We start from the raw sequence: 18350 nt of genomic DNA, 5'->3' as shown, positions 1-18350 counted from the left end.
TCCTTCATTCCGCTGCGCCGCCGGGGCGACGGGGTGGGATTCGGCGGGTACGACTGCGTCGGGCGGCCGCGCGGAGCGCGGCCCGGGCCAGCTCCGGCCGGTCCACGGCGCCGTCGAGGTGGGCGGCGAGCGCCCGGATGGTGGGGTGACGGAAGAGGTCGAGCATCGCCAGGGACCGTCCGGTGGCGGCGGTCAGCCGGGCGTGCACGGCGGCCAGGGCCAGCGAGTGCCCGCCGATGTCGAAGAAGTTGTCGGTCACCCCGACCCGGTCGCGTTCCAGCACCTCCCGCCAGATCCCGGCGATCAGCTCCTCGGTGTCGGTCAGCGCGTCCGGCCCGGCGGGCAGCAGCCCGCGCGGCGCCTCACCGGCCGCGACGGTCATCGCGCCGAGCCGCGCCACCCGGACGACCGCCCGGGGCAGGTCGACGGCGACCGTGTCGACCGGCTCGTGCGGGGCATCGGCCAGCGCGCCGACGAGGGTGGCCAGGTCGGCCAGGAGCGCGTCGATCCGCCCGGCGTCGAACAGGTCCGGGTTGTACACCACCTCGACACCGAACCGCCCGTCGTGCTCGACGACGTAGACGGTGACGTCGAACGGGGAGCCCGGCTTGTCCACCCGGACCGGTTCGCCGGTCAGCCCGGCCAGCGTCAGCCGGGGCGGCGCGAAGTTGAGCACGTTGAACAGCACCTGCACCAGCGGGGCGTGGGAGGTGTCCCGGGTGAGGCCGAGCGCCTCGACGATCCGGTCCAACGGCGCGCCGGAGTGGGCGGTGGCCTCGTGCAGTTCGGTCGCGCACCGGTCGACCAGGTCGGCGAAGCCCACCGACCCGCCGGTACGGACCCGGACCGGGACGGTGTCGATGAGGAAGCCGATCACGTCGTCGAAGGCGGCCAGCCGCCGGTCGGCGACCACCGCGCCCAGGACGTGGTCGTCGCCCCCGGTGAGCCGGCCGAGCAGGACGCCGAAGCCGGCCAGCAACACCGCCGCGCTGGTGGTGCCCCGCGCCGCGGCGAGTACCCGGACCGCCCGGTCCGCCTCGGCGGAGAGGGTCACCCCGGCCTCCGCGCCCAGGTAGGTCTGCACCGCCGGGCGGGGCCGGTCCCGGGGCAGTTCCAGCAGGGTCGGCGCGCCGTGCAGGTGCGTGGTCCACCAGGCCACGTCGGCCGCGCCGCGCCGCCGGTCCCGCTCGACCCGCCAGACCGCGTAGTCGGCGTACGAGACGGCCAGCGGCGGCAGGGCGGGGACCGTCCCGGTGACCGCCTGGGCGTACGCGGCGGCGAGGTCGTCGTAGAGCACCGCCTCGGACCAGCCGTCGAAGACCGCGTGGTGCAGGGTGATCGCCACCACGTGCTCCCGCTCGCCGAGCCGGTACACGGTGACCTGCCAGGACGGTCCGGTGGCCAGGTCGAAGGAGTGCGCCGCCCCGGCGGCGAGCATGGTGCGCAGCTCCGCCTCGACGTCGGCGGCCCCGGTCAGGTCGACCACCGGCACCGCCACGTCGGTCGGTTCGGCGCACACCGCGTACGGCACCCCGCCGGTCTGGAGGATCCGCCAGCGCAGCACGTCGTGCCGTTCGGCGACCGCCCGCAGCGCCGCCCCCAGGGCCGCGGTGTCCAGCGCGCCGTGCAGCCGTTGCGCCAGCGCGATGTTGTACGGGGCGCTGGACGAGGCGATCTGGTCGACGAACCAGAGCCGGCGCTGCGGCGCGGACAGCGTCGGCGGGTTGCCGGTGGTGAGCCCGTCGGACTCGGCCGGGGCGGCGGCGCGGACCGCGTCGACCAGCGCGGCGAAGGTGCGGGCGGCGACCACGTCCCGTGCGTCGACCTGCCGTCCCAGCTCGGCGCGGAGCGCGGCGACCAGACGCATCGCGGCGACCGAGTTGCCACCGGCGGCGAGGAAGTCGGTGTCCGGGCCGGGGGCCGCGCCGAGCAGTCGGGCCCAGAGCCGGGCCACCGTCGTGGTGACCGGATCGGTGGAGGCGACCACCCCGTCGGCCGGGTCCGGACGACCGGCGGCGGCCCGCTCGCGCAGGGCGGCCCGGTCGATCTTGCCGGTGGTCGGGCTGACCGGCAGCACGGGCAGCCGCAGCAGCCGGGCCGGCTGCATGGCCGGGGTGAGCCGGTCGGCGACCCAGTCCCGGATCTCCTCGTCGCCGGGGGCGTCGGCGGGGGTCAGGAAGGCGACCAGCTCGGTGCCGGTCGGGCCGTCGACGGCCTCCACCACCACCCGGTCGATCACCGGGTGGTCGCCGAGCACCGCCTCGACCTCGCCCAGCTCGACGCGCTGGCCCCGGACCTTCACCTGGCGGTCGATCCGTCCCAGGTAGACCAACCGGCCGTCCGGGCCCTGCCGGACCAGGTCACCGGTGCGGTAGAGCCGCTCGCCGGGCAGGCCGGAGAACGGGTCGGGGACGAAGGCGGCGGCGGTCAGCGCGGGCCGGTCGAGGTAGCCGTCGGCCAGGCCGGGTCCGCCGACGAGCAGTTCCCCGCTCTCGCCCGGGTCGACCGGACGCAGGTCGGCGTCGACCACGTACACCCGGTGGTTGGGCAGCGGCAGCCCGATCGGCACCGGGTCGGCCTCGTCGCCGGTGAGGTCGCCGGCCACCACCGCGACGGTCGCCTCGGTCGGGCCGTAGGCGTTGACGAACCGCCGCCCCGGCGACCAGCGGGCGGCCAGCTCGGCCGGGACCGCCTCGGCACCGCAGAGCACCGTCCGCCAGCCGGGCAGGGCGGCCGGGTCGAGCAGGGCGAGCACGGTCGGGGTGAGCAGCCCCCAGTTCACGTCGTGCGCGGCGGCGAAGCGCTGCAACCGGACCGGGTCGGTCCGGTCGTCGGCCCCGACCAGCTGCACCGCGCCGCCGTGCGCCAGCGGCACGAACAGGTCGATGACGGCGGCGTCGAAGCTGAGCGAGGCGCTGGCCAGGCTCCGGGTGCCGGCGTCGACCCCGGTGCGCGCCGCCCAGCCGGTGACGAACTCGGCCAGGCCCCGGTGGGTGACCCGGACGCCCTTGGGACGGCCGGTGGACCCGGAGGTGAACAGCACGTACGCGGTGTCGCCGGGGCGCGCCGGGCAGGGCGTCAGCGGGGCCGCACCGGGCAGCCCGAGGGTCTCGATGCCGGCGACGTCGCCGAACTCCGCCTCGGCGGCGTCGCCCACCACGATCCGCACGCCCGCGTCCCGGGCGATCTCCCGCAGCCGCGCGCGCGGGCCGCCCGGGTCCAGCGGCACGTACGCCGCACCGGCGAGCAGCACACCGAGCACGGTGACCACCAGGTCCGGGCGTCGGGTGGCGCACACCCCGACCCGGCCTCCCGGGCCCACGCCCCGCTCCCGCAGCGCGGCGGCCACCCCGGCGGCCCGTTCCACCAGGTCGCGGTAGCTGAGCCGGTCGTCCCACTGGCGTACCGCGGTGGCGTCGGGGGTGCGCACGGCCTGTTCCCGGACCAGGTCGGCGAGGGTCGCGTCCGGCCAGGGCAGCTCGGGGCCGTGGGCGGCGGCCGGGTGCGGGGTGAGGGTCATCGGTGCGCTCCGGATCCGGTGGGGAGGGCTTCGCCGTCGACGATGTGCAGCCGCAGCTCGCTGAAGTAGCGCCGGCCGGCACGGTCGGGCACCCAGGCCTGTTCGGGGGTGGGCAGCATCTCGGTGAGGGTCACCGCCACCGGGTCACCGCCCACACCCCGGGCGGTCCGCAGCATCGAGCAGAACGTCGAGGCGTAGAACGGGCTGCTCAGGTCGAGGAAGCAGGGCTTGGTCTCGGTGGCGAGCTTGACGTACACCTGCTCGGGCAGGCCCAGCTCGCGCCGCCACCGCCGGACGGCGAGGAACCGCTCGCGTTCGCCGGTGACGTCCGCCAGACCGGTCTCGCCGAGCGTGGTCCGCCAGGTCTCCCGGGCCACCACCAGCCGGTCCAGGGTGATCCGGGGGGTGTGCGCGGCGGCGGCGACCAGTTTGAAGCCGTCGACGGCGTGCATGGTGAGCGGGCCGGCGAAGATCTCGTCCAGGGTCCAGGTGCGCCCGTCGGAGGCGACCGCGACCAGTTCGCCGTCGCGGTCGACGACGGTCAGGTCCACGGTGGGCAGCACCCGGTCCGGGTCGGCCCCGGCGGCGGGAGCGAACGCCAACTGCCGGTCGGCGGGGCCGACCAGGCTCTCCGCGACCCGGCTGGTCCGGCGCGGCCACTCGTCCGGCACCAGCAGCCGGACCCGACGGCCGCCCAGGTCCTCGTCGAGGGCGGCGCGCAGCCGCGCCACGTCCGGGTGGGACGGGGTGAACACCTCGCAGTCGAAGGACGCCCAGGCGGCGTGCAGCTCGCCGAGGACCACGGTGTACTCGCCCCGGGCCAGCGCCTCGGTGTCCCGGGCGCAGATTTGCAGGTCGGGGCTGTGCAGCCGGGCGTTGCCCCAGGTCGGCGGGGCGGCCGGGAAGACCTCGGCGACCCGCTCGGCGAGCCCGGCCACGTCGACGTCGACCCGGCGGGTGCCGGCCGGCAGGGTGTCCAGCCCGAACAGCCCGGCCCAGCGGCGGGCGAACTCGGCGGCCACCGCGTCGACCGGCCGGTCGCCGGTGCCCCAGAACAGGCCCTGGGCCAGGAACCACAGGTCGGCCAGGGACACCCCGCCACCGCGCGCGTCGGCGCGCAGCTCGTCGTAGAGCTGCCGGAACGCGTCGGCGTACGCGCGCCGCAGCGCCTCGACCAGCCACCGGGCCGCCTGGAGCAGCACCGCCATCGGCGCGGCGATCTCCCGCAGCAGTGGTCCGCCGACCACCGCGTCGAGGTCGCGGCTGGTGTCCTCGTAGCAGAGGGTCCGGCCGGCGTACATCTGCCCGTCCCGGCGGCGGGGCGACTGCCCGGTCAGCTCGGTGAAGAGGGCGTCCAGCTCGGCCAGGGCGCCCCGGAGCCGGTCCGGGTCGCCGGCCGCGGCGGCCACCGCCTCCCGGCCGGCGCGCAGCCGGTCCAGGCCGGCGCGGGCCCGGACCCGTACCGCCTCGTCGCCGATGGCGTCGATCCGCTCACCGAGCACCCGCTCGGCGGAGGGGCTGACCGGCAGCAGCGCGTCCCAGGTGATCAGTTCCCGTTCGACGAAGCGCTCCAGCAGGGCGTAACCGTCGTCGGGACGCCGCAACCCGAGCCCGGGGTCGGCGACCACGTGCGCGGCGGGACGCCGGCCGTCGCAGGCGGCCAGCAGCGCCGCCTCGACGGTGGAGAGTTCCAGCGGCGGGCGGCCCGGCCGGCGCACCGTCCGGCCGTCCAGGCCGAGGTGGGCGGCGAGCATCGGCGGCCACCAGCGCCGCACCACCGGGTCCCGGCCGAGCGCGTCGGCGTACGCGGCCATCGCCCAGGACTCGAAGGCCACCCACCGGCGGCGGGTCAGCTGCTCACCCGGTCGCGCGGTCAGCGGCGTCGCGGCGTCCGGGTCGACGGTCACCCAGCAGCTCGGCCCGAAGAAGCCGACCGTCTCGTTCTTGCCGCAGTAGCGCTGCCAGTAGCGCAGCAGCGCCTTCTCCCGGTCCCGGCGGCGGACGTTGCGGGGCGCGTCCGGCCCGGCCGCCACCAGGCCGTCCAGGGCGGTGAGGACATTCGGGTTCTGCCAGGTGACAGCCTCGCGCACCAGCGGGTCGGCGGCGATGCCGCGCAGCGTCTCGCCGCCGTCGCGCAGCGCCTCGGCGAACGCGGTGTCGAAGAGGTCCGCCGGGCCGCCGTCGAGCAGGTCGTCGGCCGCGGCGGCGGCCTTCGGGGCGGCGAGCGCGGTCAGGCCGTCGGCCGGGAACCCGGTGGTGCGCAGCAGCGCGTCCCGCCAGACCGACCAGTGCGTGTCGCCCAGCGGCACCCGGTGCCCACCCGGCCCGGCGGCCGGGCCGTCGTCCGCCCGATGTCCGCCGGTCGGCCCGGCGGCCACTGCGGCGGATCCGACCGGCGCGACGGACGCCGGGGCCACCGGCGCGGTGGTCGCCGGGAGCAGGTCGGCGCGGATCACGGCCAGCACATCGGCGAGGCGGTCGTGCAGGAAGAAGTGCCCGCCGTCGATGTCGTGCAGGGTGAAGCCGGCGCTGGTGTGCCGCTCCCACGCGGCGCTCTGCTCCCGGGTCACCGCCAGGTCGGTACGACCGCTGAACGCCACGATCGGCACCGGCAGCGGCTCCTCGGGCGTGTACCGGTAGCCGTCCACCCGGCTGAAGTCGGCCCGCAGCAGGGGCAGCAGCAGTTCGACCAGCTCCGGATGCTCGAGGATCTCCTCGGGGAGGCCGCCGCCGGTCCGGAGCCGGGCCAACAGCTCCTCGTCGTCGGCCCGGGAGAGCCCGTCGAAGTGGCTGGTGTCGGTGACGTGCGGGGCACGGGCGCCGCCGACGTAGAGCCGCACCGGCAGCGTCCGGCCGGTGCGGCGCAACTCCCGCACCACGTCGAAGCCGAGCCGTCCGCCCATCGAGTGGCCGTAGATCGCGTACGGGCGGTCGGCCCGCGCGGCGATGGCCGCGGCGACCTCCGCGACGGCGAAGTCCGGGTCCTCGGCGATGCGCACCTCCCGGCCGGGCAGTTGCACCGGCTGCACCTCGACGTCGGAGCCGATGGCGTCCCGCCAGCGGCGGAACGCGCTTGCCCCGGCTCCGGCGTAGGGCAGGCAGAACAATTGCACCGGCGCGTGGGGACGACGTCCGGTGGAGGCGAACCAGGTCACCGCTGGCCTTTCTGAGGAGGATCGATCCAGTACCGCCGCCGCTGGAACGGATAGGTGGGCAGGCCGGTACGGTGGCCGCCCCCGTCGGGGTGCAGCGCCGTCCAGTCGACGTCCCCGCCGGCCAGCCACCCGGCGGCCCGGTCCAGCAGGTCGGCCGGGGCCCCGGCCACCCGGTCACCGGTGGCGAGCAGGTCGTCCAGCGCGGCCACCGCGCCGGCCGCGTCGGTCGCCGCGACCACGGCCCGGCAGCCGAAGGCCCGCCGGCCGGTGGCCAGGGTCCAGGCCACGTCCGCCAGCGGCGCGGCGGTGCCGGCCAGGTGGGTCCGGAGCCGGGTGACCACCGCCCGCAGCACCTCGGGGGTACGCGCCGACAGCGGCAGCAGGTACGCCGCACCGGACGGTTCGTCGGCGGGCTCGTCCGGCGGCGGCTGTTCCACCACGACGTGCGCGTTGGTGCCGCCGAGGCCGAACGAGCTGACCCCGGCCACCCGACGCGGGGCCTGCGGCCAGTCCCGGGCCTTGGTCGGCACGTAGAACGGGCCGCCGGCCAGGTCGATCTCCGGATGCGGGCGGGTGAAGTGCAGGTTCGGCGGGATGACCCCGTGCTGCACGGCGAGCACCGCCTTGATCAGCGAGGCGATGCCGGCCCCGGCGTCCAGGTGGCCGATGTTGGTCTTGACCGAGCCGAGCGCGCAGGTCTCGGCGGGGGCCGCACCGGAGTAGACCTCGTGCAGCGCGGCCACCTCGATCGCGTCGCCCAGCGGGGTGCCGCTGCCGTGCGCCTCGATGAAGCGGACCTCACCGGGGTCGACCTCGGCGGCGGCGAGGGCGCCTGCCACGGCGGCGGCCTGCCCGGCCGGTCCGGGTACGGCGAACCCGGCCCGGTCCGCGCCGTCGTTGGTGACCGCCCAGCCGGGCAGGATCGCGTAGATCCGGTCCCCGTCGGCCTGGGCGTCGGCGAGCCGGCGCAGCACGACCACCCCGGCTCCGGAGCCGAACCCGGAGCCGGCGGCGGCCTCGTCGAAGGCCCGGCACCGGCCGTCCGGGGAGGCCAGTCCGCCGGCCCGGTAGCGCGGCCAGGTGACGTTGACCCCGCCGGCCAGGGCGACGTCGCACTGGTAGTCGGCGAGGCTCTGCGCGGCGAGGCAGACCGCCACCAGCGAGCTGGAGCAGGCGCTCTGGGTGGCCACCGCAGGCCCGGTCAGCCCCAGCCGGTAGGCGACCTGCCCGGGGAGGTGGTCGGTGAACTGCCGGCCGATCAGCCGGGCCTCCCAGTCGTCCGGGTCGACGTCACCGACCACGGCCGGGTTGTCCATCAGGTGGAACAGGAAGTAGCGGTTGGCGGAGGTGGCCGCGTACACGCCGACCAGGCCGGGGAAGCGGGTCGGGTCGCACCCGGCGTCCTCCAGGGCCTCCCAGGCGGTCTCCAGGAAGATCCGGTGCTGCGGGTCGGTACGGGCCGCCTCGTCCGGGCCGAAGGAGAAGAAGTCCGCGTCGAACTCGTCCACCCCGGCCAGCCGTCCGGTGGCCCGCACGTGCCGGGGGTCGGCGCGCAGCCGGGGGCCGATACCCAGAGCGGCCAGCTCGTCGTCGGTGTGGTCGTGGACGGCGTCCACCCCGGCGCAGAGGTTCCACCAGAAGGTGGCGACGTCGGGCGCGCCGGGGAACCGGCCGGCCAGGCCGACCACGGCGATCTCGTCACCGGTGTGTTCCCGGACGGTGGTCGCGGGCGCGGGCGGAGTGGGCAGGGCGGGGGCCCGCACCGGGGCGGCCGGGGCGTCCAGCAGCCGGGCCTGCGCGGCCACCGTGGGGTGGGCGAACAGCTTGGGCATGGGCAGCCGTACGCCGAAGCGCTCGGCCAGCCGCTCCTGCACCAGGCCGAGCAGGAGGGACTGCCCACCCAGGTCGAAGAAGCTGTCGGTACGGCCGACCGCCGCCCGGCCGAGCACGGCGCACCAGATGTCGTGCACCACCCGCTCGGTCGGGGTGGTCGGCTCCTCCCCCGTCGGCACGGCGACCGGCGGGTCGGGCAGCGCGCGCTCGTCGACCTTGCCGGTCACGGTGAGCGGGAACGCGTCGACCACGACGACCGCCCGGGGCAGCGCGTACTCCGGCAGCCGTCGGGCCAGCGCCGCGCGCAGGGCCGCCGGGTCCAGCGACCCGCCGGCCGGGGTGGCGTACGCGAGCAGCTCACCGTCCCGGGCGATGGCGCGGACGGCGGCCACGCCCGGACAGTCGGCGAGGTGCGCCTCGACCTCGGTCAGCTCGACCCGGTGCCCGCGCACCTTGACCTGCCGGTCCAGCCGGCCGAGGCAGACCAGCTCCCCACCGGGCAGCCGCTCGCCCAGGTCGCCGGTGCGGTACGTGGGCACCCCCGCCGGGTCGACGCCGAACCGGTCGCTGTCGAGGTTGAGGTAGCCGGGTGCCAGGTGCGCGCTGCGGACCTCGATCTCGCCGTCCGCGGTGAGGTCGACGGCGTACCCGGGCAGGGCGTGGCCGATCGGCAGCGGGCCGCTGCGGGTGGCGTCCACCCCGGCCAGCGGGAGCGCGTACCGGGCGGCGAAGGTCATCTCGGTGGCGCCGTAGCCGTTGACCAGCACGCAGTCGGCGGCGAACCGGTCCCGCCCCCGGGCCGCGTCCGTCCAGGTGGCCTGCTCGCCGCCGAGGAGCACCACGCGTACCTGGTCGAGCCGGCGGTCGCCGAGGGTGTCCAGGAGGAAGCGGTAGACGGTGGGGGTGGAGTGGTAGACGGTCACCCGGTGCCGGACCAGTTCGTCGACGGCGTGGGCCAGCCCGTGCCGGCGCAGCTCGACCGGGACGACCGCCGCGCCGGTGAGCAGCGCCGGCCAGAGATCCGGGATGGCGGCGTCGAAGCTGAACGAGGCGAGCAGGCTGAGCCGGTCGTCGGGGCCGATCGCCAGCGTGGCGATCTGGTTGTCCACCACGTGCCGCAGGTTGCGGTGGGTCTGCCCGACGGCCTTGGGCAGCCCGGTCGAGCCGGAGGTGAACAGCACGTACGCCACCGAGTCCGGGTCGACCGGCACCGGCGTCAGCGGCGCGGGGGCGGGATCGTCGGCGACCAGCACCCGCGTCCCGGGGCGGGCCTGGCTCAACCGGCGCGCGAGTGGTTCTCCAGCGGCCCCGGTGACGATGGTCCGCACGTCGGCGGCGGCGAGCATGTGCCGCAGCCGGTCCTCGGGGAAACCCGGGTCCAGCGGCACGTACGCGCAGCCGGCGGCGAGCGTGCCGAGCATGGCGGCGATGGTGGGCACACCGTGCGCGGTGAGCAGGGCGACCCGCTGCCCGGTGGGGACCGTGGCGGCGGCGAGCACGGCGGCGTACCCGCCGGCCAGCCCGCGGAGCGCGGCGTAGCGCACCGGCCGTTCGCCGAGGACGGCCGGTCGGTCGGGGTGCCGCGCCGCGACGTCGGTGAACCGGTGGACGATCGTGGACTGCGGCATGTCAGTGTGCGACTACCGCCCGTAGGCCTGCCCGCACGCAGCGTCCGACGCCTGCATTCATTGGTCCCCCCAGGATTTCCACAATGGAAGCAGCATAGGCCGGGCCGGGCTGGCGGGAAGATCATCGATCGGGAGTTGAACCGAAGGTCCGATACCCGGTCGGACGTCGGACATGAAGAGCCGTCCGATCAGCCCTCCACCCTGGGAGGCGCTATGGCCTAGGGGGCCACCGGCCGGTCATCCTCCGCGGAACCGGGGCCGGCCCGGGAAGACTTCCGGCTGATGGACCGGGGGCCTTCCGACCCCGGGGGCGGGACCGGGGGCCTTCCAGCCCTGGGGGCGGGACCGGTACCGGCGCGTGGGGGGACACACCGGCGACGGGCGCCGAGCCCATCATACGGTCCGTTGTGGATTGACGCCGCCCCGTCGACGTCGTCCGGCATCCCGGTGGTCACCGGCCCGCCGGTGACCACCGACCGCTACGGTGGGCGTCATGGGCAAGCCGACCCGCTGGGTGACCGAGACCGGACCCGACCACTCCCGCTGGTACATCGACCGGTTCCGCCGGCTGGCCGCCGAGGGGGCGGACCTGACCGGCGAGGCGCGGCTGCTGGACGCCATGGTCCGGCCCGGCGCGCGGATCCTCGACGCCGGCTGCGGCACCGGCCGGGTCGGCGCCGCGCTGGCCGACCGGGGGCACACCGTGGTCGGGGTCGACGCCGACCCGGCACTGGTCGAGGCGGCCCGCGCCGACCATCCGGGGCCGACCTGGCTGGTCGCCGACCTCGCCGAACTGGAACTGCCCGGCGAACCGTTCGACGCGGCCGTGGTCGCGGGCAACGTGATGGCCTTCGTGGCCCCCGGCACGGAGCGGGAGGTGCTCCGCCGGCTCGCCACCCACCTGCGCCCGGACGGGGTGCTGGTGGTCGGGTTCGGCACCGACCGGGGATACCCGCTCGCCGACTTCGACGCCGACGCGTCCGCCGCCGGGCTCCACCGGGAGCACCGGTTCGCCACCTGGGACCTGCGGCCCTGGCGGGCCGACGCCGACTTCGCGGTCACCGTGCTGCGCCGTCCCGCCGACTGAGACCCCGCCGGCCTCGCGGTTGCCGTGCCGCCTTCGACCGGTCGCCCTCAGGCGGGTACGACGACCTCCCGGGCCGCCTCCGGGTCCAGCGGAGGGCCGGCGGGCACCAGGCTGACCAGGCCCGCGGGCAGGCGGACCGGCCGGACGTCGGGATACCCGAGCATGCCCAGCACCTCCGTCGAGGCCACCACGTGCCGCCGGCCGAGGTCGGTGACCACGGAGACGGCACCACCGGTCGCCCCGGGCGCGGCGACCGACTCGACGACCGCGCCCCGGCCCGGCTCGACCACCACGTGGTCGGCGACCACGCCGCCCGTCCCGGCGGGTCCGCCGTCGCGAGGCACCGCCCCCCGCTCCGGCACGGTCGCGCCGACGCGTACCTCCCGGACGCCGCCGTCGTCACCGGCCTGCCCGCAGATCGCGCCCGCCTCGGGGCGCGCCAGCCGGGGTGGGCTGGTCGGCGGGGCGGTGGGGCCGGTCGGCACGAGGTCGGGCAGTTTCGGCAACCGGGCGAACCGGCCGAGGGTCAACGGGTGCGGGTCACCCTGCCCGGTCCGGGCCAGCAGGAGGCTCGCCTGCAACTCGGTGATGCCGGCGACCCCGTCCCGGTCGACGACCACGTACTGGCGACCGCCACCGGAGTTGGTGACCAGATGGACGTCGCCGATGTCGGCACCGGAGACCGCGTCGGACGCCTCCCCCAGGCCGGGCAGGTCCAACGGGGCCAGGTCCGGGCCGGCCGGCAGGCTGTCGAGCAGCGCCGGAGCCACCGGCACCGCCCGCTGCCGGGTGGTGGCCAGCGCGGCCAGCACCCGGTTCGCGTCGCGCAGCCGGTGCCGGTGCCGGTGCCAGACCAGGTGGAGGCTGCCGTCCGGGTGACGGAGCAGCACCGCGTCGTCGCCGAGCGGCCGGCCGTCCCGGGCGGGGGCACCGACCAGCAGCACCGAGTGGGGCGGTGTCGCGTCCGGGCCGGTCACCGAGCAGACCGTCCAGGGCGCGGTGGTGAGCCGTCCGGCGTCCGGCAGCGAGTCGGGCGCGTCGGGGATGCCCAACGGCAGGCCGCGCGGCACCCCCTGGATCGAGCGGCGGGAGACCAGCACGGTCTTCGCCCGCTCGGCACCGATGATCAGCAGCGCCGAGGCGTAGTTCGACACCGGGTGGAGTTTCCCGTCCCGGTAGACGAAGCGGGCACCCGACTCCTTCTCCACCACCACGGCCCGCTCGTCGCGCCAGCCGGAACCCCCGCCGGCGAAGAGACCGTAGAGCGCGGCACCGCCGAGCACGATCACCGCCACCAGCACACTGGCCAGGGCCGCGCCGGCCAACCGGCGAAACGGGGGGACCGCCGGGTCCGTCTCCCGCGTCACCAGGGCGGCGACCGCCCGTTGGACGGTGAACTGGTACGAGTGGAGCTGGTCCTGCCGCGACGGCATGCGTTCCCTTCCCCGTGGTCGGTCGGGTCACAGGATAAGGGGTGCACGATCACACCGCGTACGGGCACGGCGGCACCGCTGGCGACCCGGACGTCACCCCTTCGCGGACGGGACGTCCGTTCCGCTGATCTCGGCGAGCACCCGCTCCTGCACGGCCCGCGCCTGCGGACCGCTCGGCGGCACGCCGCCACCACGGGCCGCGATCGACCGCTCGATCACGTCGGTGCACCAACCCGCCTCCGCGAGCCGGCGCCCAGCCTGGACCTTCGACAGCCACACCCCGTGCCGGAAGCGCACCAGGGAGCGGCAGGCGCCCAGCACCGCGTCCTCGGCGCCGGGCGCCGGCCGGTCGTCGTCCGGCGTGGGCAGGGCCAGCCACCAGCGCAGCGCGTCGACCAGCAGCCGGCGCAGGTCGGCCGGGGCCGGATCGGCGAACACCTCGGCGGCCGGCGGGCCGAACAGCGTCAGTCCGTGCTGGTGCAGGATGCTGCGGTCGAGCCCGTACCAGAACAGGCCGTCGGTGGCGGGTCGGTCCGGCCCGTCGACGCTGGCCCGGAAGGGCATCCCCCGCCCGGTGTTCAACTCGACCTCGTAGCCCGGTTCCGGGGTGCCGGAGCGGGCGACCGCCTCCCGGTAGAGGACCAGTTCCAGGCCACGGGCCGGGCAGGGCAGGGCCTCGTGCCGCAGCCGCGCCACCAGGCGGCGGCCACGTTCCGCCCCCGGGGCGTACGCGCAGAGCAGGGCCACGTCGACGTCACTGCGCCCCGGCTGGTACGCGTCGAGCGCGACCGAGCCGGCGGCGTACGCGCCCACCAGGTTGTCGCCGAGCACGTCGCGCGCGGCGTCGACCAGGTCCCGGAGATAGATCCGCACGTCGGGATGCATGCCGCATTCTGTCCCGCCCGCCGCCGGAGGTGGCACACCCACCCCCGGGGCTGCGCGCACGGAAGGTAGGGGCGAGAATACGGATCGACATGTTTGCCTCCGGTCGCCCGCCCACGACGCCACAGGCGCGTACCACCGTTCGCACCGAGCAGAGGAGCCGGGAGGCGTGATGGACACGAACTGGTCGGTACGACTGGACACCGAGACCCGGACGCTCGGCGCCCGGACCGCGGCCCGCCTGCGGGAGCTGATCCGGGACGGGGTTCTCGCCCCCGGCACGCGGCTGCCGGCGGAGCCGGAACTGGCCCGCCGGCTCGGGGTGAGCCGCCCGACCCTGCGCGCGGCCGTCACCGAGCTGATCGGGGACCTGCTCCTGGTCCGTCGCCGGGGTGTCGGCACGTTCGTCTCGGCGGCCCCCCGCCCGGCGCACGGCCTGGAGCGGCTCACCGGCACCGGACGCGGCATCACGCTGGTCGGACGCAGGCCCGGGACGACCGGACTACGCGTCCGGCACGTCGTCGCGGATCCGGCGCTCGCCGCCCACCTGCACGTCGATCCGGGTTCCCCGGTCGTGCACCTGACCCGCACCCGCACCGCCGACGGCGTTCCGGTGGCGCACTGCGCCGAGTGGATCCCGGCGGGCCTGCTGCCGGAGCCCACCGCGCTCGACGCGTTCGGCGCGGAGGACTCGCTGCACGACCGGCTCGCCGCGCTGGGGCTGCCGCTGCGGCAGGCGGTGGCGCGGCTCGTGCCGGTGGTACCGGACGCCGATCTGCGGGACCGGCTCGACCTCGCCTCGGACGCCCCGCTGCTCCTGCTGGAGCAGCGGCACTTCGCGGTGGCCCCGGGGGACCGGGTGGCGCTGTTCAGCCGCCACTGGTACGACACCGACCGGATCGACCTGGAACTCGTCCGCCGGGGCTGACCGCCGGCCGGACGCGCCGCCAACCGCCAGCCAGCGGGCGGCGGTCGGCGGTCGGCAGTCGGCAGTCGGCGGCGTCAGCCGACCAGCGAGGGCTCGCGAGTCACCGACGGCCGGTCGTCCACCGGGCGGGGGCCGGCGGCGGACCGGTTCGGCAGGGAGAGCCGGATGACCTTCCACCAGGCCGAGGCGACCTGCCGGGGCAGCGAGCCGGTGGTGTACGACAGCCCGTACCGCCGGAAGACCTCGCGCACCTCCGGGGCGATCTCCCCGTAGCGGTTGCTGGGCAGGTCGGGGAAGAGGTGGTGCTCGATCTGGTGGGAGAGGTTGCCGGCCATCAGGTGCAGCAGCCGACCACCGCTGATGTTGCCCGACCCGAGCATCTGCCGCAGGTACCACTCCCCCTTCGTCTCCCCCTCGATCGAGGTCTTCTCGAAGGTCTCCACCCCGCTCGGGAAGTGCCCACACATGATCACCGAGTGGCTCCACAGGTTGCGGATCAGGTTCGCGGTGAAGGTGGCGGCCAGGGTGCTGAGGAAGGACGGCCCGGACAGCAGCGGGTGCAGCACGTAGTCCTTGAGCACCTGACGGCGGATCTTGCGCAGCACCGCCTTCCCCCGGCGGCGGAACACCGGGTCCCGGGTGGTCTTCTCCTGGAGGTGACGGCCCAGTTCCATGTCGTACGCGGCGATGCCGTACTCGAAGAAGCAGGCGTTGACCAGGTTCCACAGCGGCTGGCCGAGGTGCATCGGCCGCCAGGGCTGGTCCTCGTCGACCCGCATGATGCCGTAGCCGAGGTCGTTGTCCCGGCCGACGACGTTTGTGTACTTGTGGTGCAGCTCGTTGTGTGACTGCTTCCACTGCTCGGCCGGGGAGACGTGGTCCCACTCCCAGGTGGTCGAGTGGATCTTCGGATCCCGCATCCAGTCCCACTGGCCGTGCAGGACGTTGTGGCCGATCTCCATGTTGTCCAGGATCTTCGCCACCGCGAGGCCGGCGGTGCCCACCACCCATGCGGGTGGGAAGAGCGAGAAGAGCAGCACGACCCGACTGCCCAGCTCCAGCTTGCGCTGGGTGGCGATGAGCCGGCGGATGTAGGCGGCGTCCCGCTCCCCCCGGCTGGCGATGACCCGGTCCCGGATCGCGTCGAGGTCGGCGGCGAGCGCCTCGATGTCCGCCTCGGTGAGGTGCGCGATCGGGTTGTGCGGCTTCTTCTGGATCACGGTCATGTCCGCAACTCCCGTCGTCAGAGTTCGATGTCGCAGGGGCCGGCCGCGGCCGACACGCAGGTCTGGATGAGTACGCCGTCGCCGGGCAGTGCGGTGGTGAGTTCCCCGGTACGCAGGTCGCGAACCGCGCCCTGGCGCAGCGGCAGGACGCAGCCGAAGCAGATGCCCATCCGGCAACCGGAGGGCATCAACACCCCGGCCTCCTCGCCCGCGTCGAGCAGCGCGCGGGCCCCGTCGGCCTGGACGGTGACCCCGACGCCGGTGAAGGTCACCGGCCCGCCCTCGCCCGCGGTGATCACGGTCGGGCGGAACCGCTCGGTGTGCAGCCGGTCGGCGGCACCGGCGTCGGCCCAGTGCCGCTCCACCGCGTCGAGCAGGCCGACCGGGCCGCAGGCCCAGGTCTGCCGGTCGAGATGGTCCGGCACGAGATCGGCGAGGTCCGCCACGTCGAGCAGCCCGTCGGTGTCGGTGTGCCGCTCGACCAGGCGCAGCGCGCCGCGCGCGGCGAGACCGCGCAGTTCGGCGCCGAAGATCACGTCGGCCGGCGTGGGCGCGGAGTGCAGCACGACGACGTCGGCCCCGGCCAGGACTCCGGACCGGAGCATGCCCATGACCGGGGTGACACCGCTGCCGGCGGTGACGAACAGGACCCGGTCCGGCGCCGGTCGGGGCAGGACGAAGTCGCCCTGGGCCTGGTCGAGCTGGACGATGGTCCCCGGCCGGATGCGGCGGACCAGGTGGTTGCTGACGACACCGTCAGGGAGGGCCTTGACGGTGACGGTGACCGGGTCGGTCCGCCGACCGGGCGGCGAGGTGAGCGAGTACGCGCGCCACTGGCGCACGCCGTCGACGTCCACGCCGAGTCGGACGTACTGGCCGGGCCGGTGGCCGCGCCAGCCACGGCCGGGGCGGATCACGACGGTCGCCGCGTCGCGGGTCTCGGGCCGGACGTCGAGGATCCGGCCGCGCAGGTCGGCCCCGGCGCGCAGCGGCGCGACGAGGTCGAGGTAGTCCTCGGGCAGCAGCGGGGTGGTGACCGCGCCGGCGAGCCGCAGGAGCCGGTCCCGGAGGGGAACCCGGCTGGACCGGTGCGGGACGGTGGTGGTCATATAACCATGGTGGGCGCACCGTAAGTACAAAAGCTTGGCTCGGCGAGGTAAAACAGCCTCACCTTCTTGTGCGGAGGGAACAAAAAATGGCGGAAACCTCCCGCGCCACCCGCGAGGCGGCCCGGCTGGCCCTGGACGAGCGGGTCGCCCGGGAGCTACAGGACCAGCTCCCGCTGCTGGCCGAGCGGACGGTCAGCGCGATCACCGCCGAGGTGCCCAGCTACTCCGGCACGCTCACCGGCCAGATGCGCGACAAGATCTCCAACGCCGTGCAGATCGCCCTGGGCACCTTCCTCAACCTGCTCGAACACGCCCAGGGCACCGACCCGAGCACCCCCCTGGCCCCCGCGTTGGAGGCCGCGTACGCCCTCGGCAGCGGCGAGGCGCGCTCCGGCCGCAGCATGGACGCCCTGCTGGCGGCCTACCGGATCGGGGCCCGGGTCGCCTGGCGGGAGATGTCCACCACGACGGTCCGCAGCGGGCTCCCCGCCGCGACGGTGGCGGAGTTCGCCGAGCTGCTCTTCGCCTACATCGACGAACTCTCCGCCGCCAGCGTGGCCGGGCACGCCGACGAGCTGGCCAGCGCCGGACGCGCCCGACGGCGCAACCTGGAACGGCTGGCGCAGCACCTGCTGGCCGGCGAGCCGGAGAAGGTGCTGCTGTCCAGCGCCGAACGGGCGGACTGGCCGCCACCGCAGACCCTCACCGCCGTCCTGGTTCCCCGGACGAGCCTGCGGGGCCCGCTCGCCCTGCTCAGCCCGCACACCCTGGAGGCCGGCGAGGACCTGCCCGGGCCGGAGCCGGGTGCGGAGACCGCCGTGCTGCTCGTACCGGACATGCATGGAGCCCGGCGACGGCAGCTGGCCCGGGTGCTGCACGGACGCCGCGCGGTGCTCGGGCCGGCCCGCCCCTGGCACCGGGTGGCGGTGTCGTTCCGCCGGGCCTGCCGGCTGCTGGCCCTGGACATCGGCCCACCGACGGACGGCGAGCCGCTGGACACCGAGCGGCACCTGGCCGAACTGGTGCTCGGCATGGATCCGGAAGGGCTGGCCGACCTGCGGAGCCGGGCGCTGGAGCCGCTGGCGTCACTGCCGCCGGCCACCGCGCACCGCCTCGCCGAGACGCTGCGGTCGTGGTTGCTGCACCACGGCCGGCGCGACGACGTGGCGACCGATCTCTTCGTCCACCCGCAGACCGTCCGCTACCGGATGGGCCGGCTACGGGAGCTGTACGGGGACCGGCTCACCGACCCGGCCACGGTGCTGGAGCTGACCCTGGCCCTGGCCTTCCCGGAGCGCCCGGCCCCGGCCGGCGACTGACGGCCGACACCGGACCGAAGGCATCGACGAGCGTTGACGGAACGGATGGCGGCTCGTATCGTGACTGCACCGGGAAAGCGCTTTCCAAGACACCAACCCGCCGCCGTCCCCGGATCCCGCGCCCGTCCCGCCGGGGTCTGCCGGCCGGCCGGCGGGCGGCTCCCGCATCCCCGCCTACCTCCACCGGCGGCGCGCTCCGCGACGGCTCCGCGCGCCCGGAAAGCAGAGCG

The 18350-nt window shown here is 75.7% G+C and carries 10 protein-coding genes; 3 read left to right on the top strand and 7 right to left on the bottom strand.

Going from position 1 to position 18350, the window contains the following annotated elements:
* Positions 1-4: 4 nt before the first annotated feature.
* From IGA62_RS24055 to IGA62_RS24045, 3 genes are read right to left on the bottom strand one after another with little or no spacing between them, the layout of a single operon-like run.
* A complete protein-coding gene (locus tag IGA62_RS24055; protein ID WP_145818745.1) occupies positions 5-3520 on the bottom strand; it encodes a non-ribosomal peptide synthetase in 3516 nt (1171 codons plus the stop codon).
* On the bottom strand, positions 3517-6675 hold the full coding sequence (locus IGA62_RS24050) for a thioesterase domain-containing protein (RefSeq protein WP_145818746.1): 3159 nt from the start codon (positions 6673-6675) through the stop codon (positions 3517-3519). The genes IGA62_RS24055 and IGA62_RS24050 overlap by 4 nt, the downstream gene beginning before the upstream one ends.
* A complete protein-coding gene (locus IGA62_RS24045) occupies positions 6672-10136 on the bottom strand; it encodes a beta-ketoacyl synthase N-terminal-like domain-containing protein (RefSeq protein WP_145818747.1) in 3465 nt (1154 codons plus the stop codon). The genes IGA62_RS24050 and IGA62_RS24045 overlap by 4 nt, the downstream gene beginning before the upstream one ends.
* A gap of 493 nt (positions 10137-10629) precedes the next feature.
* On the opposite strand from IGA62_RS24045, the gene IGA62_RS24040 reads away from it, so the two are divergent.
* Positions 10630-11223, top strand: a complete 594-nt coding sequence (locus IGA62_RS24040) for a class I SAM-dependent methyltransferase (RefSeq protein ID WP_145818748.1) — start codon at positions 10630-10632, stop codon at positions 11221-11223.
* Between the two features lie 47 nt (positions 11224-11270).
* Here the strand turns inward: IGA62_RS24040 and eccB are convergent, their stop codons facing one another.
* Together eccB and IGA62_RS24030 are read right to left on the bottom strand one after the other, a co-directional pair.
* On the bottom strand, positions 11271-12656 hold the full coding sequence (gene eccB / locus IGA62_RS24035) for a type VII secretion protein EccB (protein WP_145818749.1): 1386 nt from the start codon (positions 12654-12656) through the stop codon (positions 11271-11273).
* Positions 12657-12749: 93 nt separating this feature from the next.
* Positions 12750-13541, bottom strand: a complete 792-nt coding sequence (locus tag IGA62_RS24030; protein WP_145818750.1) for a nucleotidyltransferase domain-containing protein — start codon at positions 13539-13541, stop codon at positions 12750-12752.
* Between the two features lie 169 nt (positions 13542-13710).
* Here IGA62_RS24030 and IGA62_RS24025 point away from each other — a divergent pair, with 169 nt between their 5' ends.
* Positions 13711-14466, top strand: coding sequence for a GntR family transcriptional regulator (locus IGA62_RS24025; RefSeq protein WP_186499915.1), 756 nt, complete (start codon positions 13711-13713; stop codon positions 14464-14466).
* Positions 14467-14540: 74 nt separating this feature from the next.
* Here the strand turns inward: IGA62_RS24025 and IGA62_RS24020 are convergent, their stop codons facing one another.
* Positions 14541-15692 (bottom strand): fatty acid desaturase family protein, encoded by a 1152-nt coding sequence (locus tag IGA62_RS24020; protein WP_145818752.1) that lies wholly within the window; start codon positions 15690-15692, stop codon positions 14541-14543.
* A 17-nt stretch (positions 15693-15709) separates the two neighbouring features.
* Positions 15710-16801: a ferredoxin reductase gene (locus tag IGA62_RS24015; RefSeq protein ID WP_145818753.1), complete on the bottom strand. Its 1092-nt coding sequence runs from the start codon at positions 16799-16801 to the stop codon at positions 15710-15712.
* Positions 16802-16887: 86 nt separating this feature from the next.
* Between IGA62_RS24015 and IGA62_RS24010 the strand changes: the two genes are divergently transcribed.
* The gene (locus IGA62_RS24010; RefSeq protein WP_145818754.1) at positions 16888-18120 is read left to right on the top strand and encodes a PucR family transcriptional regulator; all 1233 of its coding nucleotides are present in this window, start codon (positions 16888-16890) and stop codon (positions 18118-18120) included.
* Positions 18121-18350: the final 230 nt, after the last annotated feature.

The sequence above is a fragment of the Micromonospora sagamiensis genome (assembly GCF_014680085.1).
Lineage (GTDB): Bacteria > Actinomycetota > Actinomycetes > Mycobacteriales > Micromonosporaceae > Micromonospora > Micromonospora inyonensis.
This window is presented reverse-complemented; position numbering and strand designations above follow the sequence as displayed.

What these genes read in the sequence shown, in the direction of transcription:
- IGA62_RS24055 (WP_145818745.1), bottom strand. Translation starts at nt 3,520, where the DNA reads ATGACCCTCACCCCGCACCCGGCCGCCGCCCACGGCCCCGAGCTGCCC.
- IGA62_RS24045 (WP_145818747.1), bottom strand. Translation starts at nt 10,136, where the DNA reads ATGCCGCAGTCCACGATCGTCCACCGGTTCACCGACGTCGCGGCGCGG.
- IGA62_RS24040 (WP_145818748.1), top strand. Translation starts at nt 10,630, where the DNA reads ATGGGCAAGCCGACCCGCTGGGTGACCGAGACCGGACCCGACCACTCC.
- eccB (WP_145818749.1), bottom strand. Translation starts at nt 12,656, where the DNA reads ATGCCGTCGCGGCAGGACCAGCTCCACTCGTACCAGTTCACCGTCCAA.
- IGA62_RS24030 (WP_145818750.1), bottom strand. Translation starts at nt 13,541, where the DNA reads ATGCATCCCGACGTGCGGATCTATCTCCGGGACCTGGTCGACGCCGCG.
- IGA62_RS24025 (WP_186499915.1), top strand. Translation starts at nt 13,711, where the DNA reads ATGGACACGAACTGGTCGGTACGACTGGACACCGAGACCCGGACGCTC.
- IGA62_RS24020 (WP_145818752.1), bottom strand. Translation starts at nt 15,692, where the DNA reads ATGACCGTGATCCAGAAGAAGCCGCACAACCCGATCGCGCACCTCACC.
- IGA62_RS24015 (WP_145818753.1), bottom strand. Translation starts at nt 16,801, where the DNA reads ATGACCACCACCGTCCCGCACCGGTCCAGCCGGGTTCCCCTCCGGGAC.
- IGA62_RS24010 (WP_145818754.1), top strand. Translation starts at nt 16,888, where the DNA reads ATGGCGGAAACCTCCCGCGCCACCCGCGAGGCGGCCCGGCTGGCCCTG.